23 protein-coding genes and 1 pseudogene are annotated in these 19,645 nt (G+C 66.2%); 9 read left to right on the top strand and 15 right to left on the bottom strand.

The window, feature by feature from the left end:
* Positions 1-74: 74 nt before the first annotated feature.
* From C0V74_RS07685 to C0V74_RS07665, 5 genes are read right to left on the bottom strand one after another with little or no spacing between them, the layout of a single operon-like run.
* Positions 75-1,661, bottom strand: a complete 1,587-nt coding sequence (locus C0V74_RS07685; RefSeq protein ID WP_143251270.1) for a GMC family oxidoreductase N-terminal domain-containing protein — start codon at positions 1,659-1,661, stop codon at positions 75-77.
* A gap of 25 nt (positions 1,662-1,686) precedes the next feature.
* Entirely contained in the window at positions 1,687-2,613 is a 927-nt protein-coding gene (locus C0V74_RS07680; RefSeq protein WP_143251269.1) for a sterol desaturase family protein, read from the bottom strand.
* A 10-nt stretch (positions 2,614-2,623) separates the two neighbouring features.
* Positions 2,624-3,019 (bottom strand): hypothetical protein, encoded by a 396-nt coding sequence (locus tag C0V74_RS07675; protein ID WP_143251268.1) that lies wholly within the window; start codon positions 3,017-3,019, stop codon positions 2,624-2,626.
* Entirely contained in the window at positions 3,016-3,450 is a 435-nt protein-coding gene (locus tag C0V74_RS07670) for a TIGR01244 family sulfur transferase (RefSeq protein ID WP_143251267.1), read from the bottom strand. The genes C0V74_RS07675 and C0V74_RS07670 overlap by 4 nt, the downstream gene beginning before the upstream one ends.
* Positions 3,447-4,244 carry a TerC family protein gene (locus C0V74_RS07665; RefSeq protein WP_143251266.1) on the bottom strand — a complete coding sequence of 266 codons (798 nt, stop codon included), beginning with the start codon at positions 4,242-4,244 and terminating at the stop codon, positions 3,447-3,449. The genes C0V74_RS07670 and C0V74_RS07665 overlap by 4 nt, the downstream gene beginning before the upstream one ends.
* A 255-nt stretch (positions 4,245-4,499) precedes the next feature.
* Between C0V74_RS07665 and C0V74_RS13270 the strand changes: the two genes are divergently transcribed.
* The 7 genes from C0V74_RS13270 to C0V74_RS07630 all read left to right on the top strand — a co-directional run bounded on the left by C0V74_RS13270 (position 4,500) and on the right by C0V74_RS07630 (position 11,479).
* Positions 4,500-5,375, top strand: a complete 876-nt coding sequence (locus tag C0V74_RS13270; protein ID WP_131623089.1) for a cold-shock protein — start codon at positions 4,500-4,502, stop codon at positions 5,373-5,375.
* A 129-nt stretch (positions 5,376-5,504) separates the two neighbouring features.
* Positions 5,505-6,698 (top strand): aspartate aminotransferase family protein, encoded by a 1,194-nt coding sequence (locus C0V74_RS07655; protein ID WP_143251265.1) that lies wholly within the window; start codon positions 5,505-5,507, stop codon positions 6,696-6,698.
* Positions 6,698-7,627 carry an ornithine carbamoyltransferase gene (argF, locus tag C0V74_RS07650; protein WP_143251264.1) on the top strand — a complete coding sequence of 310 codons (930 nt, stop codon included), beginning with the start codon at positions 6,698-6,700 and terminating at the stop codon, positions 7,625-7,627. Before C0V74_RS07655 ends, argF begins: the two co-directional genes overlap by 1 nt.
* Positions 7,628-7,670: 43 nt before the next feature.
* Positions 7,671-8,642: an Hsp33 family molecular chaperone HslO gene (locus tag C0V74_RS07645; RefSeq protein ID WP_143251263.1), complete on the top strand. Its 972-nt coding sequence runs from the start codon at positions 7,671-7,673 to the stop codon at positions 8,640-8,642.
* Positions 8,643-8,692: 50 nt separating this feature from the next.
* Positions 8,693-9,112 carry a hypothetical protein gene (locus tag C0V74_RS07640; RefSeq protein WP_168194183.1) on the top strand — a complete coding sequence of 140 codons (420 nt, stop codon included), beginning with the start codon at positions 8,693-8,695 and terminating at the stop codon, positions 9,110-9,112.
* Between the two features lie 39 nt (positions 9,113-9,151).
* Positions 9,152-9,838, top strand: coding sequence for a 7-cyano-7-deazaguanine synthase QueC (queC, locus tag C0V74_RS07635; protein WP_143251262.1), 687 nt, complete (start codon positions 9,152-9,154; stop codon positions 9,836-9,838).
* A 24-nt stretch (positions 9,839-9,862) separates the two neighbouring features.
* Positions 9,863-11,479, top strand: a complete 1,617-nt coding sequence (locus C0V74_RS07630; protein ID WP_143251261.1) for an MFS transporter — start codon at positions 9,863-9,865, stop codon at positions 11,477-11,479.
* On the opposite strand, the gene C0V74_RS07625 is transcribed toward C0V74_RS07630, so the two are convergent.
* From C0V74_RS07625 to C0V74_RS07610, 5 genes and pseudogenes are all read right to left on the bottom strand, one after another.
* A complete protein-coding gene (locus tag C0V74_RS07625) occupies positions 11,466-11,894 on the bottom strand; it encodes a superoxide dismutase family protein (protein WP_246844796.1) in 429 nt (142 codons plus the stop codon). The genes C0V74_RS07630 and C0V74_RS07625 overlap by 14 nt on opposite strands.
* Positions 11,895-12,087: 193 nt before the next feature.
* Positions 12,088-13,242 carry an OmpA family protein gene (locus C0V74_RS07620; protein ID WP_131622888.1) on the bottom strand — a complete coding sequence of 385 codons (1,155 nt, stop codon included), beginning with the start codon at positions 13,240-13,242 and terminating at the stop codon, positions 12,088-12,090.
* A 314-nt stretch (positions 13,243-13,556) separates the two neighbouring features.
* A complete protein-coding gene (locus C0V74_RS13160; protein WP_282595944.1) occupies positions 13,557-13,793 on the bottom strand; it encodes a DUF2793 domain-containing protein in 237 nt (78 codons plus the stop codon).
* Positions 13,767-14,111: pseudogene (locus C0V74_RS13155) on the bottom strand (ATP-binding protein); the annotation flags it as partial. The pseudogene C0V74_RS13155 and the gene C0V74_RS13160, both read right to left, overlap by 27 nt.
* On the bottom strand, positions 14,101-14,607 hold the full coding sequence (locus C0V74_RS07610) for a hypothetical protein (protein ID WP_143251259.1): 507 nt from the start codon (positions 14,605-14,607) through the stop codon (positions 14,101-14,103). The gene C0V74_RS07610 and the pseudogene C0V74_RS13155, both read right to left, overlap by 11 nt.
* 220 nt (positions 14,608-14,827) lie before the next feature.
* On the opposite strand from C0V74_RS07610, the gene C0V74_RS07605 reads away from it, so the two are divergent.
* Positions 14,828-15,466, top strand: coding sequence for a YqaA family protein (locus tag C0V74_RS07605; protein WP_131622884.1), 639 nt, complete (start codon positions 14,828-14,830; stop codon positions 15,464-15,466).
* Here the strand turns inward: C0V74_RS07605 and C0V74_RS07600 are convergent.
* The 3 genes from C0V74_RS07600 to C0V74_RS07590 all read right to left on the bottom strand — a co-directional run bounded on the left by C0V74_RS07600 (position 15,463) and on the right by C0V74_RS07590 (position 17,099).
* Positions 15,463-16,242 (bottom strand): sulfite exporter TauE/SafE family protein, encoded by a 780-nt coding sequence (locus C0V74_RS07600; RefSeq protein WP_143251258.1) that lies wholly within the window; start codon positions 16,240-16,242, stop codon positions 15,463-15,465. The two genes, C0V74_RS07605 and C0V74_RS07600, sit on opposite strands and share 4 nt — an antisense overlap.
* Before the next feature lie 112 nt (positions 16,243-16,354).
* Complete coding sequence (locus C0V74_RS07595) at positions 16,355-16,765, bottom strand: rhodanese-like domain-containing protein (RefSeq protein ID WP_349236004.1); 411 nt, start codon at positions 16,763-16,765, stop codon at positions 16,355-16,357.
* Positions 16,766-16,769: 4 nt separating this feature from the next.
* Positions 16,770-17,099 (bottom strand): metalloregulator ArsR/SmtB family transcription factor, encoded by a 330-nt coding sequence (locus C0V74_RS07590; protein ID WP_143251257.1) that lies wholly within the window; start codon positions 17,097-17,099, stop codon positions 16,770-16,772.
* A 55-nt stretch (positions 17,100-17,154) separates the two neighbouring features.
* Here C0V74_RS07590 and C0V74_RS07585 point away from each other — a divergent pair, with 55 nt between their 5' ends.
* Positions 17,155-18,069: an MBL fold metallo-hydrolase gene (locus tag C0V74_RS07585; protein ID WP_143251256.1), complete on the top strand. Its 915-nt coding sequence runs from the start codon at positions 17,155-17,157 to the stop codon at positions 18,067-18,069.
* A 27-nt stretch (positions 18,070-18,096) separates the two neighbouring features.
* On the opposite strand, the gene C0V74_RS07580 is transcribed toward C0V74_RS07585, so the two are convergent.
* Together C0V74_RS07580 and C0V74_RS07575 are read right to left on the bottom strand one after the other, a co-directional pair.
* The gene (locus tag C0V74_RS07580; protein ID WP_143251255.1) at positions 18,097-19,362 is read right to left on the bottom strand and encodes an aminotransferase class I/II-fold pyridoxal phosphate-dependent enzyme; all 1,266 of its coding nucleotides are present in this window, start codon (positions 19,360-19,362) and stop codon (positions 18,097-18,099) included.
* Positions 19,359-19,601 (bottom strand): acyl carrier protein, encoded by a 243-nt coding sequence (locus C0V74_RS07575; protein WP_131623084.1) that lies wholly within the window; start codon positions 19,599-19,601, stop codon positions 19,359-19,361. Before C0V74_RS07575 ends, C0V74_RS07580 begins: the two co-directional genes overlap by 4 nt.
* Positions 19,602-19,645 lie beyond the last annotated feature (44 nt).

Genomic DNA, 19,645 nt, shown 5'->3' with positions numbered 1-19,645 from the left:
CCGCCTTCACACGGGCCGGAGCTTATCCTCCGGCCCATTTTTTGTCCGCGATGCCAGGGGGCGTCGGGCTGGCTTCAGGCTGCGAGCGCGGTCTTCACGAAGTCGGCACAGCGTTCGCCGATCATGATGCTGGGCGCATTGGTGTTGCCCGATACCAGCTGCGGCATGATCGAAGCGTCCGCAATCCACAGCCCGTCGATCCCGCGCGCTTTCAGCGTCGGGTCGACCACCGCCTCGTCGTCGGCGCCCATGCGGCAGGTGCCGACTGGGTGATAGACGGTATCGGCGCGATTGCGGATCAGCGTGTCGAGCGCGGCATCATCGTTCAGGTCGATTGGGTAGCGATCGCGCGGCTTGAATGCCTGCATCGCCGGCGCCTCCACGATGCGGTGCGACAGCCGCACGCCTGCCCGCAGCACCTCCATGTCGCGTTCGCTGTCCAGGAAATTCGGATCGATGGCCGGCGCCGCGCGCGGATCGCCGCTGCCAAGGCGCACGGTCCCGCGGCTTTCCGGACGCAGCACACAGGCATGCAGCGAAAAGCCGTGTCCCTTGACCTTGGTGCGGCCGTGATCTTCCAGCATCGCCGGGACGAAGTGCCACTGCACGTCGGGCGCGGGCGCGTCGGGCATGACCTTCCAGAACCCGCCGGCTTCCGCGAACGGCGTGGTCAGGATCCCGGTGCGCTTGCGCCGATGCTCGAACACCGCCTTGGCCATGCGGATGGTGCCTTCGAGGCTGTCGCCGAAGAACCCGCGGTCGTGGCTTTCCCAGCTCGACACGTAGTCGATGTGATCCTGCAGGTTGCCGCCCACCGCGGGGCGGTCTGCCTGTACCTCGATGCCGTGTTCGGCCAGGTGAGCAGCCGGGCCGATGCCGGAAAGCATCAGGATCTGCGGACTGTTGAACGCGCCGGCAGAGAGCACGACTCCGCCCCGTGCGTGGATCGTGCGCTCCTTGTCTCCGACCAGATAGGTCGCGCCGGTCACCCGGCCGTCGGCGATTTCGAGCCGCTTGACCGTCACCCCGATGCGCACATCCAGATTGCGGTTCTTGCGCAGCGGCTCGACATAGGCGCGGGCGGCCGACCAGCGTTCGCCGTCCTTTTGCGTCACCTGGTAAAGGCCGAACCCTTCCTGCTTCGACCCGTTGAAATCGTCATTGCGCGGCAGCTGCAGTTGCGTGGCAGCCTCGACGAAGGCCACGCTGCCCGCATTGACATGGTGCTGGTCGCTCACGCTAAGCGGTCCGTCCCCGCCGTGGAAAGCATCGGCCCCGCGTTCGTTTTTTTCGGCACGCCGGAAATACGGCAGGACGTCATCGTATGCCCAGCCGGTGCATCCCTGCGCGGCCCAGTTGTCATAGTCCCACGCGTTGCCGCGAACATAGAGCATCGCGTTGATCGCGCTCGACCCGCCGAGCCCGCGCCCGCGCGGCTGGTAGCCCGTCCGCCCGTTGAGCCCCTTTTGCGGCACGGTATCGTAGCGGTAGTTCGATCCTTGCGGGATGAACGGCATGAACCCCGGCGTCTTCACGCGCACCGAATTGTTGCGACCGCCAGCCTCCAGCAAGCACACGGTCTTGCCGCTTTCGGCCAGCCGTCCGGCAACCGCGCTGCCGCCGCTGCCCCCGCCGATCACGATGACGTCAAATTCCTGCATTCACCCTCTCCCTCAAGCGCCAGGGTTAAGCAGCCTCGTGGTGTTCCGCAATCGGGTTTTCGGGCGCAACCGATCGGCGGCGGGATTCCCACCGAGCGCGGATCATGCCGCTGGTCTCGCGGCTCCCATCGTGGCTCCAGCCTGGTTCACGGATCAGATAGGAGAGCTTGTGCCGCCATGGCGCGCGGCGAACATCGCGGACGATGCCAATCCATTCGTGAAACACGGCGTTCAGCAGATTGAAGCTGCCGAGCTGCCGGACGATGCCGTACCGGATGCGCTCGTCATCGGTTTCGGGCTCGAAAGTGCCGAACAGCTTGTCCCAGACGATGAACACGCCGGCATAGTTGCGGTCGAGATAACGCGGGTTGGTCGCATGGTGCACCCGGTGGTGCGACGGCGTGTTCATCACCGCCTCGAACCAGCGAGGCATCCGGCCGATCGCCTCGGTATGGATCCAGAACTGGTAGATCAGGTTGAACCCCCCGACGATCGCGATCATCCCGGGGTGAAAGCCCAGCAGCACCAGCGGCAGCTTGAAGGCGAAGCCAAGCGTCAGGAACCCGGTCCAGGTCTGCCGGAGCGCGGTCGACAGGTTGTAGTGCTGGCTGGAATGATGGTTCACATGGCTCGCCCAGAACCACCGCACGCGGTGACCCGCGCGGTGGATCCAGTAATAGGCCAGGTCATCGAGCACGAAGCACACCGGCCATGCCCACCACTGCCAGCCGATGTCGAACAGGCGGAACTGCCAGGCCCACAGGAACAGCGCCAGAAACGCGCCGCCGGTCAGCAATCCTGCCACCGTGCTGCCCAGTCCGAACGCCAGGCTGGTCAGGGTATCGCGCGGTTCGTACGCCTCTCGCCGCAGCCGCCGCGCCCAGATCATCTCGATCACGACCAGCAGGACAAAGCCCGGCACTGCATATTCGGTGGGTGAGAAGTCGGGCATGAGAACGCCCTTATAGCCGCCTCAGGCTCGCAGCCCAAGCCGGAGCCTGATCTCCGAGATCCAGTATCACGCGATCAAAGCGCCGTTCGCCGGTACCGACTTCAAGCAGATGGCGGTCAAGCCGGACGTGGAGGTGGTTGTCGAGCAACCGCGAAGCAAAGTGTGCTCCGTGTCGCCGCAGCAGCATGACGCGCCCTTGCGCGTTGCGGGCGAGCCCGCCCACTCCCGCCCGGTCCAGCGCGATCTCGACGGGATCGAAACCGCACAGCGCCTCCTCGGCGAGTTCGCGCAAGTGCGCCTCGTCGCGGATGCGGGTGTCACCGCCGAGGCCCAGTCGGTGCGCCAGCCAGGCGAGTGCGAGGATCGCCAGCAGCGAGCCGCCGAACTGCAGCAGTTGGCCGCTCATCGCCGGGCGGCAAGAGCGTCCATTGCGGGGCGCACCGGGGAGACGTCATAGCCGGCTTCGGCGGCTGCCGCGGCCAGCGTTCCGGGATCGTCGCCAAGGCTCGCGCGTGCCAGAGCCCACAGCAAGGTGGAGCGGGTGCCTGAACGGCAGTAGCCCAGTACGGTGCCGTCTGCCCGCTCGAGGGCTTCGGCCAGTTGCGCGACCTGCGGATGGCTGAAGCCAGCGTGAGTGATCGGGATTTCCAGGTAATCGATGCCGGCTGTCAGCGCGGCAGCCTTGATCTCGGCACCAGGCGTCTGGTCGTCACCTTCGCCTTCGGGGCGGTTGTTGACGATCAGCTTCACGCCCTGTTCCTTGGCCGCGGCCACATCGGCGACGGTGATCTGGGGGCTGGCGAGCATCTTGTCGGACAGGCGGCGGAACTGGCTCATGCCCGTGCCTTCCGCTCACGCCGGCGCCGCTGAAATATATTGAGCATCTCGACACCGACCGAGAAGCCCATGGCAGCGTAGATGTACCCCTTGGGAACGTGGAAGCCGAACCCGTCGGCGATCAGCACCAGACCGATCATCACCAGGAACGCGAGCGCCAGCATGACCAGGGTCGGATTGTGTTCGATGAACCGGGCGAGCGGGTCGGCGGCGACCATCATGATGGCGACGGTGATCACCACCGCGGTCACCATGATCGGCACTTCGTCCGTCATGCCCACGGCGGTCAGGATCGAATCGACCGAGAACACGAGGTCGATGGCGATGATCTGGATGATTACGGCACCGAACGTCGCCTTGGCGGCCGTGGCGATCCCCGGCGTCTTGTCGAGGAGGTCGCCCGAGTTGTCTTCCGGCTCCATCGAGTGGTGGATTTCCTTGGTCGCCTTCCACAGCAGGAACAGTCCGCCCGCCAGGAGGATCAGGTCGCGCCCGGAGAACGCGGTTTCGAAGGTCGCCTCGCCGTATTCGTTCGCGGCGCCGACCAGGCCCAGATCGAACAGTGGCTGGGTGAGCGTCACCAGCCAGCCGATCAGCATCAGCAACCCGATGCGCATGATCAGCGCCAGCGCCAGGCCGATCCGGCGCGCCTTGGACTGCAGATGCTCCGGCAACTTGTTCGACAGGATCGCGATGAAGATGAGGTTGTCGATCCCGAGCACGACTTCGAGCGCGATCAGGGTCAGCAGGGCCAGCCAAGCGGCCGGGTCGGAGAGTAGTGCCATCAGGTCCATGGATTGGGTTCATGGCGGCAGGCCGGGCTCTGCGCAAGCGTCGCGGTTTGGCCGAATTGACACAATTATGCGGCATCGGGGCGGCGCGCGGTTAAAATGTTCGCGTGAGAGAGACTCTTGCGCTATGCAGACCGCTTGATCGACGGGGAGGTCGGCCGCCTTGGTAGCCGCCCGATCCGGCCCGGCGCGCTCCGTCCGCGCCTGCCGGGTATAGGCGAAACGGGCGGCGAGGCAGGCGAAGGTACGTTTCAAGACATGGGTTATGATAAAGGGCGGCGCCGCGGCAAGGACAAGCGCGACGGGTTTGGCGAAGACAGCTTCGATCCGTTCGGCGGCGGTGGCGGCGGTGATTTCGGCGGCGGAGACCGGGGCGGTTTCGGCGGCGGTGATCGGGGCGGCTTCGGCGGCGGTGGCAGCAGCTATGGCGGCGGAGACCGCGGCGGCTTCGGCGGCGGCCAGCGCAGCGGCGGCTTCGGCGGCGGTGGCGGCGGTGGTCGCAGCTTCGGCGGCGGCGGCGGCGGCGGTGGCGGTGGTGGCGGCTTTGGCGGCGGCAACCGGATGCCTCCGCAGGTCGTCGGCACCGGTAAGGGCACCGTAAAGTTCTTCAACAGCCAGAAAGGCTTCGGCTTCGTGGCCCAGGAAGGCGGCGGCGAGGATGTGTTCGTGCACATCAGCGCAGTCGAGCGGGCCGGGCTTGCCGGTCTTGGCGAGGGCCAGGAATTGGCGTTCAACCTGGTCGATCGCGGCGGCAAGATCTCCGCGCAGGACCTCCAGATCGTCGGCGATGTCGTTCCGGTGACGGACCGTGGTCCGCCGCGCGAAGACCGCGGTGACCGTGGCGGCGACCGGGGCGGCGATCGCGGCGGTTTCGGTGGCGGCGCGGGCGCAGGTGCCCCGCGGCGCGAGTTGACCGGCGAAAAGGCGACCGGCACGGTCAAGTTCTTCAATTCGATGAAGGGCTTCGGCTTCCTGGTGCGCGACGACGGCCAGCCGGACGCCTTCGTGCACATCAGCGCGGTCGAACGTTCGGGCCTCTCGGGCCTCAACGAAGGCGAGAAGTACGAATTCGATCTCGAGGTCGATCGACGAGGCAAGCACTCGGCGGTCAACCTGGTGCCCGTACAGGGCTGATCGTCGGCGGACCCCTGGTCGTTTGACCAGGATCGCGCCCACCTCTAACGGTGCAAATGGCGGCCCCCACCACAGCGGCGGGGCCGCCATTTGTCGTTTCGCTTGCTCAATCGAAGGAACGCCCACGCGATGTCGATCACCCCGCTGATGCCCGTTTACCCCCGGAGCGGTGTGCGCCCCGTGCGCGGCGAGCACTGCCACCTGATCGACGAGGACGGCACCCGCTATCTCGACTTCGCCAGCGGCATCGCGGTCAACCTGCTAGGCCACAGCCACGAAGGTCTGATCGGCGCGATCCAGCGCCAGGCGGCAACGCTGATGCACGTGTCGAACCTCTATGGCAGCCCGCAGGGCGAGGCGCTGGCGCAGCGGCTGGTCGACCTTACCTTTGCCGACACGGTGTTCTTCACCAACTCAGGCGCCGAGGCGGTCGAGTGCGCGATCAAGACCGCGCGCGCGTATCACCAGCACGTCGGCAACGATGACAAGTACGAACTCATCACCTTCAAGAACGCGTTCCATGGCCGCACGATGGCGACGATCAGCGCGTCCAATCAGGACAAGATGCACAAGGGCTTCCTGCCGCTGCTCGCCGGGTTCAAATACGCCGAGTTCGACGACCTGGAGAGCGCCAAGGCTTTGATGGGCCCGCACACCGCCGGGTTCCTGGTCGAACCGATCCAGGGCGAGGGCGGCATCCGCCCAGCGTCCAACGCGTTTCTGCAGGGCTTGCGCAAGCTGGCGGACGACAACGATCTGATGCTGGTCCTCGACGAGGTGCAGTGCGGCGTGGCCCGTGCAGGCACGCTCTACGCCTACGAGCAGTATGGCATCGAACCCGATATCCTTGCCACCGCGAAGGGCATAGGCGGCGGTTTCCCGCTGGGCGCGTGCCTGGCGACCGAGAAGGCCGCGCGCGGAATGGTCATCGGCAGCCACGGGTCCACCTATGGCGGCAATCCGCTGGCCATGGCGGCAGGCAACGCGGTGCTGGATGTCGTGGGTGACGAGGCTTTCCTCGCCGAGGTACGGGAGAAAGGGGAGCGGCTGCGCGGCCGGCTCGAACAATTCATCGGCAACTATCCCGAACTGTTCGACTGCGTGCGAGGCAGGGGGCTGATGCTCGGCCTGCGGATGAAGGTCGAAAGCCGCCCGTTCTACATGCACCTGCGCGATCGCCACCAATTGCTGACCGTGGCGGCCGGCGACAACACGCTGCGCATTCTCCCGCCGCTGGTGGCAGGGGAAGAGGAGTTCGACGAATTCTTCGAGAAGCTCTCTGCTGGCGCGGCGAGCTATCAGCCGCCGCAAGCCGCCGCCTGATGACCGTGCGGCACTTGCTCGACCTAAGCGATGCCGGGGCGGATGCGATCGGAACGATGCTGGCCGATGCGCACGCGCGCAAGGCTGCCCGGGCAGGGTGGGCGAAGGGCAGGGCTGACGCCGATGCCCCGCTCGCCGGTCACGTGCTGGCGATGATCTTCGAGAAGAACTCCACCCGCACGCGCGTCAGTTTTGACATGGCGATGCGCCAGCTGGGCGGCAGCGCGCTGATCCTCGATTCCGGCACGACCCAACTCGGCCGCGGCGAGTCGCTGGCGGACACTGCGCGGGTGTTGAGCCGGATGGTCGATGCGATCATGATCCGCACCGATGACCATGCCAAGATCGAGGAGCTGGCCCGCCACGCCTCCGTGCCGGTGATCAACGGGCTCACCGACCGGTCGCACCCATGCCAGATCATGGCCGATCTTCTCACCATCGAGGAGCAGGGCAAGCCACTCGGCGGTCTGGAGCTCGCCTGGCTGGGCGACGGCAACAACGTGCTGCACTCGATACTGGAGGCGGCGGGACTGGTCGGGTTCAACGTCAGGGTGGGTACGCCGGAAGGCTACGACCCGGACAATGCGTTCATCGAACAGGCCCGCGCGGCAGGCGCGGTGATCACCCTCACGCGCGATCCCGCCGAGGCCGCGCGCGGGGCTGACGTCGTGGTGACCGACACTTGGGTGTCGATGGGGCAGGCTTCAGCGGCGGACAAGCTTGCCGCGATGACGCCGTATCAGGTCAACTCCGCGCTGATGGCCAGCGCCAAGGCCGATGCGAGATTCCTCCACTGCCTGCCCGCGCATGTCGGCGAGGAAGTGTCGGCCGACGTGTTCGAAGGACCCGCTTCGGTGGTGTTCGACGAGGCCGAGAACCGCATCCACGCGCAGAAGTCCGTCCTGCTATGGTGTGCGGGCAAGCTGTAGGGCTACGGATTGCGCCGCGGCTGACCGCCCCCATATGGCGGCGATGACTGAAGCCCCGGAAACGTTCGCCGATCAGCTGCTCGGCTTCTCGATCCCGTCGCGCCACGCGCGCGGACGGGCGGTTCGTCTCGATGGCGCGCTGCAGGAAATCCTGTCCGCGCACGCCTATCCACCCGCGATCACGCACTTGCTGGCCGAAGCGCTGGTGATCACCACGCTTGTCGGAGGCCTGCTCAAGGACGGTGGCGAGGACGGCGACGGCGGCCAGCTGACGATGCAGGCCCAGACCGACGGCGGCGTTGTGCGATTGCTCGTCTGCGACTGGCAGGGTGGAAGCCTGCGCGGCTATGTCGATTTCGATGCCGAACGCCTGGACGCACTGGGCGCCAACCCGTCGCTCACCGCCCTGTTCGGGAAGGGCTATCTCGCGGTTACCTTCGATTTGCCTAAGGCCGGCGGTCGGTATCAGGGGATCGTTCCGCTTGAAGGAGCGACGCTGGGCGAAGCGGTCGAAAGCTACTTCAGTCAGTCCGAACAACTGCCGACGCTGATTCGCACCGCGGTGCGTGCGGGGACTGCGGGCACGGTCGCTGGCGGCCTGCTGGTGCAGCATCTGGCAGAGGGCGAGGAAGGGCGCGAGCGGCTGCACGTCCGGCTGGACCATCCTGAGTGGGAACACGTCGCCGTACTCGCCGGCAGCACCCGGCACGACGAACTGATCGACCGCAATCTGTCGCTCGAGGCGCTTGTCTGGCGGTTGTTCCATGAAGAGCAACAGGTGCGCGTCGAGGTGGGCGCACGCGTGTCCCGCGGATGCCGCTGTTCGACTGAACACTATCGCGCCGTCCTTTCGCGCTTTCCCGAGGACGAGCAGCTAGCTATGCGAGACGAGAACGGGGTCATCGTGGTGGACTGCGCGTTCTGCTCGCGCGCGTTTCCGATCGATCTCGCGCCTGCGCAGGGCCAACGGTTCGTCGATGCGGCGGAACGTCTTAACGCAGATGCGGTTCTGTGATAGAACTGCGCGAGTCGGCAAACTCTCGGGCGCATGATGGAGTTTTTTCGATGCGACTGAAGACCGTGACCGGTCTGCGATCCGCCGCGATCGCCGCGGGGATCGTCTATGCCAGCGGCTTGATCACGCCCGCGATTGCACAAGCGCCTTCCCTGGCGATGTTGAGCGCGCTTAACGATGGGCAGTGGGAAGTTCGTTTCCGGGACGGCGCGCCGGCGCGCCGCGTATGCGTGCGCACCGGGCTTGAACTGATCCAGCTTCAGCACGGGCAAAGCGGGTGCAGCCGGTTCGTAGTGGAAGACGGCGCGAAAGTGGTGACGGTGCAATACACCTGCCGCGGGAATGGCTACGGGCGCACCAGCGTGCGGCAGGAAACAACCAGCCTGGTGCAGATCGACAGTCAGGGCATCGCCGATGGGCTGCCGTTCCAGTTTTCTGCCGAGGCGCGCAGGGTCGGCGCCTGCCGTTGAGCGGTTGCAGAGCCGTGCGGCTGCGACTAGCGGCCCGGAATGAACCTGCACAACAAGAACGCGGTGGTCCTGCTGTCGGGCGGGCTCGATTCGATGGTGGCAGCCGGCCTTGCGCGTGAGCAAGGCTTTGCCATCCACGCTCTGACGATCGACTACGGGCAGCGCCACCGGCGCGAACTGTCGTCAGCAGAGGCGATCGCTACCGCGCTCGGCGTGGACGCCCATGTGGTCCTGCCGCTCGATCTGCGCCGGTTCGGCGGTTCGGCGCTGACTGCCGATATTGCCGTGCCCAAGCAGGGCGTGGGTGACGACATTCCGATAACCTATGTGCCTGCCCGCAACCTAGTGTTCCTGGCGCTGACCATCGCCTTCGCCGAAGCGAGCGGCGCGCACGATGTGTTCATCGGCGTCAACGCGATCGATTACTCGGGATACCCGGACTGTCGCCCCGAATTCATCGCGAGCTTCGCCGAGACCGCTCGACTGGGCACCAAGGAGGGCGTCGAAGGGCGTCCGTTCACCATCCACGCTCCGCTCCAGCACATGAGCAAGGCCGATATCGCGCGTGAGGCCGATCGGCTTGGCCTCGATTGGGGGCTGTCGTGGTCGTGTTATGACCCCACTCCCTCCGGAGACGCCTGCGGCTCATGCGACAGCTGCAGGCTGCGGCGAAAGGGCTTCGCGGACGCGAGTTTGATGGATAGGGTCGATTATGCCGGCGAATAACCGGCCGTGTGGGGGAGAGACATCTTGAGCGAGCCGAACGCAACCGCCGCTGTTGGGGCCGACGACAGCACGGTCCCGGCCTACAGCTGGTACGCGCTCGGCGTGCTGGTGCTGATCTACGTGCTCAATTTCGTCGACCGTCAGATCCTCTCGATCCTGGCCAACGACATCAAGGTCGACCTCAAGGTCGACGACGCGTTTCTGGGCTTCCTCTACGGCACGGCGTTCGCGATCTTTTACGCGCTGTTCGGTATCCCGCTCGGCAAGCTGGCCGACAGCTGGCACCGCGTCCGGTTGATGAGCATCGGCCTCGCCCTCTGGTCGCTGATGACCGCCGTATCGGGGTTTGCGAAAAACGCGGGAGTTCTGACCGGGGCCCGGATCGGGGTCGGCATCGGTGAAGCGACCGCCGGCCCATCGGCCTATTCGCTGATCTCCGACTGGTTTCCCGCTCGCCTGCGCGCCACCGCGCTCGCGATCTACTCTTCGGGCCTGTACATCGGGGGCGGGGTGTCACTGCTCATCGGCGGCCTGATCGTCGAAGGCTGGAACGATGCCTTTCCCGTGGGCAGCCGACCCTTTGGCCTCGCCGGCTGGCAAGCCGCGTTCATTGCCGTTGGTCTTCCCGGCTTGCTGCTGGCCGCGTGGGTGCTGACGCTGCGAGAGCCCGCGCGCGGCGCGATCGACGGCATCCCCACTCCGCCACACCCCGCGCCGTTTCGCGAGTTCTTCGATGAACTGGTGCAGATCATCCCGCCATTCACCTTGATCGGGGCGTTGCGGCGCGGGCCGGCCGCGCTGGCCCTCAACTTGCTCGCCGCTGCGGGTTTTGCGGTGGCGGCGGTGCTGCTGACGCGGTGGGTCTACGCCGGACCGGGCAAGATCATTCCCGCCGTTTCCGACCAGTGGCTGTTCCTAGGGGTCGGTTATTACGCAGTGTTCAGCTGGGCGAGCGGGCAGCGTGCGCGCGATTTGCCGACCTATCGTCTCACCTGGGGGTCGCCTGCATTCCTCGCTACGATCCTCGGCTACGGTACCGTATCGTTCGTGTCGTACGCGGCGTCGTTCTTCGCCGCGCCGTATGGGGAGGTCGCTTTCTCGATTCCGAAGACCCAGCTGGGCTGGCTGGTTGGCGCACCCGCGGCGGTTGCCGGGCTGCTCGGGGTCGTTCTAGGCGGGCGCATCGCCGATTGGCTCTTTGTGCGCAATCCGGCAGGGCGTCTGTACGTGGTCGTGTTCGGCCTGCTGTCGCCGGTCCCGGCGATCTGGATCACGTTCACGACGACCAGCGAGACCGTATTTTACGTCACCGCCGCGTTGTCTCAGTTCTTCGCCGCGAGCGCATTGGGCGCAGCGGCGGCGACCAGCCAGTCGCTGGTCCTCCCACGCATGCGGGGAGTGGCAACGGCCACGTTCTTCCTGGCGACTACGCTTGTCGGGCTGGCCTTGGGACCGTTCCTTGCAGGGTGGGTTTCGGCGTCGAACGGCGGGAACATCTCGCTTGGTGTGCGCTCGACCTTATGGGCAGTGCCGGTTGGCCTGGCATGCCTGATCGTCGCAATCCGCCTCGTTCCCGCCGCAGCTTCCGGCATGCTGGCGCGTGCCGGGGCGGCGGGGGAGAATACGATCAGCCCGGCGTGACGACGCCGCAGGCGATGCGGCCGCCTGAGTTGCCCGACGGGTCTGTGCGATAGTCGTCGGGATCGGCGTGGATCACGACGGCGGTCCCGTCACTGTCGAATAGCCATGCGCGCACCTGATCGGGGGTGCCCGCAAGATCGGCGGTAAGCGTCCCGCTGCCGCCCGCCTGCACGACGATGTTGGGCAAGTCGCCAACATGCTGCCCGCCAGGCGCGAGCGAGCCATGCGCGCGGTTCAGGGGATTTAGATGGCCGCCCGCTGACGTGAAGTCGGGCCGTCGACACGCGCCGGTGGTGTGCAAGTGGATGCCATGGGTTCCGGGGGAGATTCCGGTCGCTCCTGCCAGCAGTGACACCTGGCTCCCGGTGGCTACCACGCGCACGGTTCCGGCAGGGCGGCCATCGGCGGTGGTCAAGGACGCGCGCGCGAGTTCCTCCTGCGGGAGGTCAGCTATTGTGCTGCATCCTGCGAGAGCGAGCATACCGGCTCTCGCGACTAGAACCTTGAGCGAGACCATTCGTCCATTCTCCTGCGCTTGTGCTTAGGGAACCAACGAAAAAGGGGCCGGATTGCTCCGGCCCCCCAATCTTTTCGGCTGATGCCGAAGCTTACATGCCCGAACCCGGACCGTAGGTGACTTCCACCCGACGGTTCTGAAGCTCGCGCACGCCGTCCGCGGTGGGAACGCGCGGCTGCGACTCGCCGAACGCTTCGGTAGCGATCCGCGTGTCGGGAACGCCACGACCCGAGAGATACGACCGGACAGTCGCGGCACGACGCTGCGAAAGGCCAACGTTGTACTGGGCCGAACCCGAACGGTCCGCGTGACCGGCAAGCATGACCGAAGCCGAACCGCAGTTGGCGTAAGCCGAAGCAGCGTTGTTCAGGATGGTCGCGGCTTCCGGAGTGATGTCCGAACGGTCCCACTCGAAGAACACGATGTACGGGCCCTTGTTGCAGACCGGCGTAACCACGGCCGGCGGCGGCGGCGGAGGAGGCGTCACGGGCGCCGGGCGAGCCGGGCACGTTGCATCCATCGGCAGCTGCGTGCCATCCCAGCAGGTCTGCATCGGGGCAGGAGCGCCGCCGAAGTTGAACCCGATGGTGCCGAGCAGCGAGTGCGAACGCCACTTGCCGCTTACGTCACGGCCAGCGCTGTCGACCATGTCGAGTTCAGCGGTGTTGAAGAAGCGATACTTCAGACCAACGTCGATGGTTTCGGTCAGCGGAGCGCGAACGCCAGCGAGAAGCTGCCAGGCGAAGCCGCTGTCGGAATCGTCGAGGAAGCCGGCGCCGCTGCGCTGGCCCGAGACACCGTCGAACTTGGTGCGAGCAACGCCGACACCGCCGCCGACGAAGCCCTGAAGGCCATCGTCCGGACCGAAATCGGCCAAGGCATTGACCATGAAGCTCAGCGCGCTCGAATCACCGTCCGAACCGATGGAGGTGTTGGTGAACGTGCGGCCCGGTCCGGCTGCGATCGGAGTGCTGCCGACGGTCAGAGTCGAAATGTCGGCCGCACGGTAGCTGCCTTCCGCCTCAAGCCGCACGAAGCCGAAATCGTAACCGACGATGCCGCCGAAGTCGTAACCCTTGTGGTGGTCGACGCGAACGGCGTTCGGCGCAGCACCGATGTCGAGATCGATGTCTTCGACGATCATGGGACCGCCGTCGAGTTCGACGTACCACGCACCGTCACGCGCGAGTGAAGGCGACGCAATGGCAGTAGATGCCAGAGCCAAGCCAATGACGAGTTTCCGCATTATGTAATTCCCCTTTTTAGCGAATTTTGAGCCATCGAGCGGCCCGATTTCTAACTTTTCCCCACCGATGAGGCAAGCGGGCATTGAGGCCAAACTGTTGCAGTTGCGCATCGGTTTAGTCTCAACCATCTAATAATCAGGTGTTCTAGCCCTCCTGGTTCCGCCCGAACGCCCCTTTTTGATATCTGTTCCCGTCAGTTCGACGGAAGGATTGCGGACCGTTGCAACAAGGCAACAATCGCCCCGATCGCCAGGCGCGCCTCGACATCGACAGTCGCTCCGCCCGAAGGCAGATCCGGGATGGGCTCGCGACGCTAGGCGTCTCGGAACAGCAACAGCTGCCCGGTGGATCGGTCGAAGGCGCGCATGCCATCGCGCGGCGCTGCAAACACCCATGCGCCGCCGGCAAAACAGGCGATGCTTCCCGCGCGTCCTGCAAACGCCCCCTGTGGCGCCGCGCCGACGAGCCAGCAATCCCCCTCCTCCACGGGGTCCGACGGCGGGGCTGCGGCTTCCCCCAAGGCGGCGAGGATGCCGCTTTCGCCTTCCACCATCACGCTGCGCACTTCGCCCAGCGACGCCCCGACCAGCGCGATCCGCGCGGCGGGATCGTGGCGGGCCAGGTTGCGGACCCATTCGGCGCCCGCGCGGGTCTTGCCGAACCCGCGCCCGGCGCAGATCAGCCACACCCGCCACGGCCCCTGCGGCGGCAGTTGTTCGTCGCGCGCCCAGATCTCCCAGTGCCAGCTGCCCAGGGCGGCCAGCTCGTGCGGCTTCAGTTCCTTGTCGAGCACCAGCCGGTCCTGCAGGCCGGCATCGTCCGCCCGCCGGAACCAGGTGCCGCGGCTGCCGCGGGCGTTACGCTCCATCGCCGGCCTGCACGTCTTCAGGCTGGGGAACGACAATCCCGGCGCGCTTGGCGGCGAGTTCGATTGCGTGTTCCTGCCGCGCGCGCATCTTGTCGATCTTGGCGTTGATCGAGGCCATCGTGGTGACCTCGTCCGACAGCGAACGGCGCGCCTTTTCGCGCAGGACGGTGTCGCGGTGAGCGGAAATGCACTTGAACGCGGTGCCGATGTCGAACCTGCGCTTGCTCCCGTCGGGCAGCTCGTCCTCAAGGCGGCCGGTGCGCAGCCGCTCGAGCAGTTCCATCTCCAGCGTGTCGTACCCTTCGGCGAGCGCGGCGTACCACCGCTGGGCGAACTCCGGATCGGCCCGGCGCTTCTGGTACACCATCGTCTGGCTGACGTTGGCGGCATCGGCCGACGCCCTGATGTTCGACGTTTCCGCCAGATGGTTGAGGAAAATGTCCGGCCAGTTCTTGGGCGCATTGTAGAGCCGTCTGCCGGTGCTGTCGGTTGCCATGTGCGTAAATTCCCGTCCCGCGCGGCAGCCCAACGCTAAACGGGCGGTCCCCTTGGAAGGGCCGCCCGTTCGAATCACACTATCGCGATGTTCCTTGTCACTAACCAAAGAGCGTGACGATGTCAACAATAAAGTGCCAGATAGGTTCTAACGTCGACGCGATTGTGCCATCTCGCCGCATCGCCTAGAGGCGCGCGACACTCGGGCAAGAGAGACCCCCATGCTGCGCAGCCTGTATAACTGGACGATGGAAAAGGCCGCGCATCGCCACGCGGTATGGTGGCTGGCGATGTTCGCGTTCGTGGAGGCGAGCTTCTTTCCGATCCCGCCGCACCCGCTGCTGGGGCTGATGTGCCTCGCCGAGCCCAAAAAGGCGCTGCGCTTTGCCGGGGTGGCGACGATCGCCTCGGTGCTGGGCGGCCTGCTCGGTTATGCGATCGGCTGGGGACTTTACGACACGCTGGGCACGCAGATCCTCGACTGGCTGGGCCTCACGGAAAGCTTCCCGGTCGCGGTCTGCTACCTCAACGAATACGGGTTCTGGCTGTTCGTCGCCAAGGGCGCCACGCCGATCCCGTTCAAGCTGCTGACGATCACCGCCGGGTTCATGGGCATGCACCTGGCGCTTTTCCTGGCCGCCAGCCTGGTCAGCCGCGCGATCAGCTTCATGATCGTGGGGGTGCTGTTCCGGTTCTTCGGTGCGCCGATCAAGCGCTTCATCGACAAGTACCTGGGCGCGGTGACCGCCGCGTTCGTGGCGCTGGTCATCGCCGGGTTCCTGGCGGTGACGATGCTGGGGGGCGAGGGCGAGGCGAAGGCCGACAAGTGTTCGGGGGCAGTCACGGTCCCGAACCGCTAGAGCGCCCCGGCCGTGACGAACGCGCCCACTGCGATGACCACCGCGGCGAAGCCTCGATCAAGGAGGTTCTTGCGGGCTGCCAGGCGCTTGCCCGCGATACGCCCGGCGATGGTGCCCGCGATCCCCCCGGCGACCAGCCAGGCGACCAGTATCCAGTCGACATAACCCGACAGGGCATACGATGTGGCGGTCGTCGCGTCGAGCGCGGTGACGACCACCAACGAGGTGCCGACCGCGATCCCGATGGGCATCGCGGTCGCCGCGATCAGGCCCGGGACGATGAGGAACCCGCCGCCGATGCCGAAAAAGCCCGCCAGCAATCCCACCGCCAGGCCGTAACCTGCCAGCCGGGGCATGAGGTGGCGGGCGCTGGCAGCTGACAGCCGCACGTCGGGGTTCGCGCCGCCCTTGCGGCCGCGCAGCATCAACCCGCCGACCACGATCATCAGCGCGCCGAACGTCGCCAGCAGCGCATCGCCGTCGATCGCCTTGCCGAGTTCCGCGCCGAGCGCCGCGCCGATCATGCCCGCACCCGCGAACACGACCGCGCAGGGCCACTTGACGTTGGCCGCGCGTGCGTGACCGGCAAGCCCCGCCGCGGCATTCAGGGCGACCGCGACCGCGGCGGTGCCGATCGCCGCATGAGGGCTGTCCACCCCGACCACGTGGATCAGCAACGGCACCGCGAGGATCGATCCGCCGCCGCCGACCAGCGCCAGGACCAGCCCGATCAGCGCGCCGCTGAGCAGCGCGAGCCCGATGGTCGCCGGGTCCATCGGATCAGGCTTTGACCGGAGAGCGCCGGTTCCACGGCATCATGGCGAGCAGGTTTGCCATGCCGCACCAGCCGGTCAGTCCCGCGAAGGTCAGCCCCGCGCCGACGAAGGCCTACAGGGCCAACCATGCCGGGGCGATGATGAGGCCGAGGATCACGCCGGCCAGCACCAGCAAGCCCGCGGTGATCTGCACCTGGCGCATGATCTCCAGCGGCGCGCCCGCGGTCTCCTCGACCGGAAGCCCGGCCTTGCGCCAGCCATCGAGACCGCCTTCCACTATAAACGCCTCGCCCGGTGCAGCGGCCGCCAGCCGGTCGCTATTGGCCGTCGTGCGCATGCCCGACCGGCAATGGAACACCACCGGTCCATCGTGAGTGACGGTCGTGAGCTGGTCGAGCGGGCGGTTCTCGGCGCCCGGCAGGCGAACCCGGGCGAATTCGTCGGCGCTGCGGATGTCGATCAGCCGGGCGCCGCGTGCCACCGCATCGCGCGCCTGGGCCGGGGTCAAAGTCTGGCAGGTCATGGCATCAATCCTTGTCTGAGCAGTACAGGCGGTACAGCGTCGCCATCAGGTCCTCGCAGCGCGGATCGGCTATGCGGTACCACGCCGCCTGCGCCTCGCGCCGGAACGCCACCAGTCCCTCGTCGCGAAGGCGGGCCAGGTGCTGCGACAGCGCCGACTGCGACAGGCCGACCTCTCCGGCCAGCGCGCCGACAGTCATCTCACCGTGTTCGGCAAGCTTGCACATGATCATCAGCCGCCGCCGGTTTCCCAGCGCGCGCAACAGATCGGCAACTCCGGCCGCGTGACGTTCGAAGCTGACGAGATCGAGAGGGGGATGAACGAGCTTTTCCATTAGGACTTACTAAATAAGCAAATGCTTATATATGTCAAGGGCAATGGAGGCCTGCATGACCAAACCCCGGATCGCCGCATTTTTCGATGAACCCACCAACACGGTAAGCTATCTCGTGTCCGACCCCGCGACGGGGCGGGCCGCGGTGATCGATCCCGTGCTCGATTTCGACCTGGCGAGCGGAGAGGCCGACGTGCGTTCGGCCGACGCGATCCTCGCCGCCGCCAGCGAAGGCGGGCTGGCGATCGACTGGGTGCTGGAAACCCACGCCCATGCCGATCACCTGTCGGCCGCACCGCATATCAAGGCCCGCACGGGCGCCGCGATCGGGATCGGCGAACACATCAAGGACGTGAAGAAGATCTTCCGGCCGATGTTCCAGGCGGATGACCTCAAGACCGATGGATCGGATTTCGACCGCTTGTTCCGCGACGGCGAACGGTTCGCGATCGGCGGCGTGGAGGTGGAGGTGCTGCACGTGCCCGGCCACACGCCTGCCGATGTCGCATACCGGATGGGCGATGCGGTGTTCGTCGGCGATACCCTGTTCATGCCAGACTACGGCACCGCGCGAGCAGATTTCCCCGGCGGGGATGCGCGCCAGCTATACCGCTCGATCCGCCGGCTGCTCGACCTGCCGGGCGACACCCGCCTGTTCCTGTGTCACGACTACAAGGCGCCCGGACGCGACCAATACGCCTGGGAGACCACCGTCGCCGATCAGCGCGCCCGTTCGGTGCATGTTGGCGAGGCGGTGAGCGAGGACGAATTCGTCGCCATGCGCGAGGCGCGCGATGCGACGCTCAGCGTGCCGCGCCTCCTGCTTCCGTCGGTGCAGGTCAATATCCGCGCGGGACGCCTGCCGCCTGCCGAAGACAACGGGGTGAGTTACCTGCGCATCCCGGTCAAACCCGTCAGCCGGGCAATCGCGGACTCGCTGGCGACGGGTGAGGCACCAGCGGCCGGCTAGCGCCCCCTTGTCCCTGGCGATCCGGGCTCAGATGATCCCGACCGAATTGCCCGCGCGTTCGAACATGCCAAGGATCGTCTCGACCTCCTCGGCGGTGTGTTCGGCACACAGCGAACAGCGCAGCAGCGTCATGTTGGCGGGTGTGGCCGGCGGGCGCGCGAGATTGACGTAGAGGCCCTCCTTCAACAGCGCCTCCCACATCATCGCGCCGCGTTCCAGATCGGGCATGATCACCGCGACGATCGCGCTCTGCGGCTCTGTGGTGCCGAGCTGGAAGCCGAGCGCGGTCAGCCCGCCGTGGAGGCGCTTGGAGTTCTCCCACAGGTGCGCGCGCTTGTTGCCGCCGTGCATCAGCTTGCGGATCGATGTGGCGGCGGTCGCCACCACGCTGGGCGGCAGCGAGGCGGTGAACACGTAGGGCCGGCACACCAGCCGCATGATCTCGAACTTGGGGTGATTGGACACGCAGAACCCGCCGACCGTGCCGACACTCTTGGAAAAAGTGCCGATGACGAAATCGACGTCGTCCAGCACGCCTTGCGCTTCGGCCACGCCTCGGCCGTGCTCGCCGATGAAGCCCATCGAATGCGCCTCGTCCACCAGCACCATCGCGCCGTGCTTCCTGGCCACCGCGACCATCTCCTGCAGCGGAGCGATGTCGCCTAGCATCGAATAGACGCCTTCCAGGATCACCAGCTTGCCCGCGCCGGCGGGGATGCGGCCCAGCCGCTTGTCCATCGCCTCGATGTCGTTGTGCTTGAACGGCACCACTTCGGCATCGCCCAGCTTGCACCCGTCCCAGATCGATGCGTGGCTGTCGATGTCGAGGACGATGTAATCGCCCTTGCCCGCGATCGTGCTGATGATGCCCAGGTTCGCCTGGTACCCGGTGGAAAAGACCATCGCGTGGTCCATCCCGTAGAATTCCTTGAGCGCGTCCTCGCACTCCCGGTGGCCGCGATAGGTCCCGTTGAGCACACGGCTACCCGTGGTGCCCGAACCGAATTCGTCGAGCGCCTGCTTGCCCGCGGCGATCACGTCGGCATCGAAGGTCATGCCCATGTAGTTGTAGGTGCCGAGCAGGATCGTATCGCGCCCGTTGCAAATCGCGCGGGTGGGGGAGAGCACCTGCTCCATCACCAGGTTGAACGGATCCTCCTGCCCCGTCGCCAGCAGCCCTTCGCGCATCGCGATCAGGGGGTCGAACTTGGAGAACAGGTCGCGCGCGCCCCCGTCCAGCCCGCCGCCCTGAAGCACGCCCGGCTGGTCGGGTTGCGAGACGCCCTCGCTCATCGGTCCTGCATCTCGGCGACGGCATCGACCAGGTTGCCCCAGCTCTCGATCTCGGCCTGCTGGTTCATCGAGATGATGATGTCGAATTCGTCCTCGATCGCGGCGACGAAATCCATCACCGTCAGGCTGTCGAATTCCAGGTCGCCGGCAAAGGTCGTGTCCTCGTCGATCTCGACGTTCTTCTTGTTGAACGGTTCGACAATGGCGCGGATGCGGGCGTCGACTTCGGCTCGGTCCATGGGTGGGGTCATATCCTGTATAACGGCGCGCAGCGCGTGCCACT

The organism is Altererythrobacter sp. TH136, assembly GCF_007065885.1.
Classification (GTDB): Bacteria; Pseudomonadota; Alphaproteobacteria; order Sphingomonadales; family Sphingomonadaceae; genus Tsuneonella.
The sequence above is the reverse complement of the archived record's forward strand: the minus strand, read 5'-3'. Positions and strand labels throughout refer to the sequence as shown.

What these genes read in the sequence shown, in the direction of transcription:
- C0V74_RS07685 (WP_143251270.1), bottom strand. Translation starts at nt 1,661, where the DNA reads ATGCAGGAATTTGACGTCATCGTGATCGGCGGGGGCAGCGGCGGCAGC.
- C0V74_RS07680 (WP_143251269.1), bottom strand. Translation starts at nt 2,613, where the DNA reads ATGCCCGACTTCTCACCCACCGAATATGCAGTGCCGGGCTTTGTCCTG.
- C0V74_RS07675 (WP_143251268.1), bottom strand. Translation starts at nt 3,019, where the DNA reads ATGAGCGGCCAACTGCTGCAGTTCGGCGGCTCGCTGCTGGCGATCCTC.
- C0V74_RS07670 (WP_143251267.1), bottom strand. Translation starts at nt 3,450, where the DNA reads ATGAGCCAGTTCCGCCGCCTGTCCGACAAGATGCTCGCCAGCCCCCAG.
- C0V74_RS07665 (WP_143251266.1), bottom strand. Translation starts at nt 4,244, where the DNA reads ATGGACCTGATGGCACTACTCTCCGACCCGGCCGCTTGGCTGGCCCTG.
- C0V74_RS13270 (WP_131623089.1), top strand. Translation starts at nt 4,500, where the DNA reads ATGGGTTATGATAAAGGGCGGCGCCGCGGCAAGGACAAGCGCGACGGG.
- C0V74_RS07655 (WP_143251265.1), top strand. Translation starts at nt 5,505, where the DNA reads ATGTCGATCACCCCGCTGATGCCCGTTTACCCCCGGAGCGGTGTGCGC.
- argF (WP_143251264.1), top strand. Translation starts at nt 6,698, where the DNA reads ATGACCGTGCGGCACTTGCTCGACCTAAGCGATGCCGGGGCGGATGCG.
- C0V74_RS07645 (WP_143251263.1), top strand. Translation starts at nt 7,671, where the DNA reads ATGACTGAAGCCCCGGAAACGTTCGCCGATCAGCTGCTCGGCTTCTCG.
- C0V74_RS07640 (WP_168194183.1), top strand. Translation starts at nt 8,693, where the DNA reads ATGCGACTGAAGACCGTGACCGGTCTGCGATCCGCCGCGATCGCCGCG.
- queC (WP_143251262.1), top strand. Translation starts at nt 9,152, where the DNA reads ATGAACCTGCACAACAAGAACGCGGTGGTCCTGCTGTCGGGCGGGCTC.
- C0V74_RS07620 (WP_131622888.1), bottom strand. Translation starts at nt 13,242, where the DNA reads ATGCGGAAACTCGTCATTGGCTTGGCTCTGGCATCTACTGCCATTGCG.
- C0V74_RS07610 (WP_143251259.1), bottom strand. Translation starts at nt 14,607, where the DNA reads ATGGCAACCGACAGCACCGGCAGACGGCTCTACAATGCGCCCAAGAAC.
- C0V74_RS07605 (WP_131622884.1), top strand. Translation starts at nt 14,828, where the DNA reads ATGCTGCGCAGCCTGTATAACTGGACGATGGAAAAGGCCGCGCATCGC.
- C0V74_RS07600 (WP_143251258.1), bottom strand. Translation starts at nt 16,242, where the DNA reads ATGGACCCGGCGACCATCGGGCTCGCGCTGCTCAGCGGCGCGCTGATC.
- C0V74_RS07595 (WP_349236004.1), bottom strand. Translation starts at nt 16,765, where the DNA reads ATGACCTGCCAGACTTTGACCCCGGCCCAGGCGCGCGATGCGGTGGCA.
- C0V74_RS07590 (WP_143251257.1), bottom strand. Translation starts at nt 17,099, where the DNA reads ATGGAAAAGCTCGTTCATCCCCCTCTCGATCTCGTCAGCTTCGAACGT.
- C0V74_RS07585 (WP_143251256.1), top strand. Translation starts at nt 17,155, where the DNA reads ATGACCAAACCCCGGATCGCCGCATTTTTCGATGAACCCACCAACACG.
- C0V74_RS07580 (WP_143251255.1), bottom strand. Translation starts at nt 19,362, where the DNA reads ATGAGCGAGGGCGTCTCGCAACCCGACCAGCCGGGCGTGCTTCAGGGC.
- C0V74_RS07575 (WP_131623084.1), bottom strand. Translation starts at nt 19,601, where the DNA reads ATGGACCGAGCCGAAGTCGACGCCCGCATCCGCGCCATTGTCGAACCG.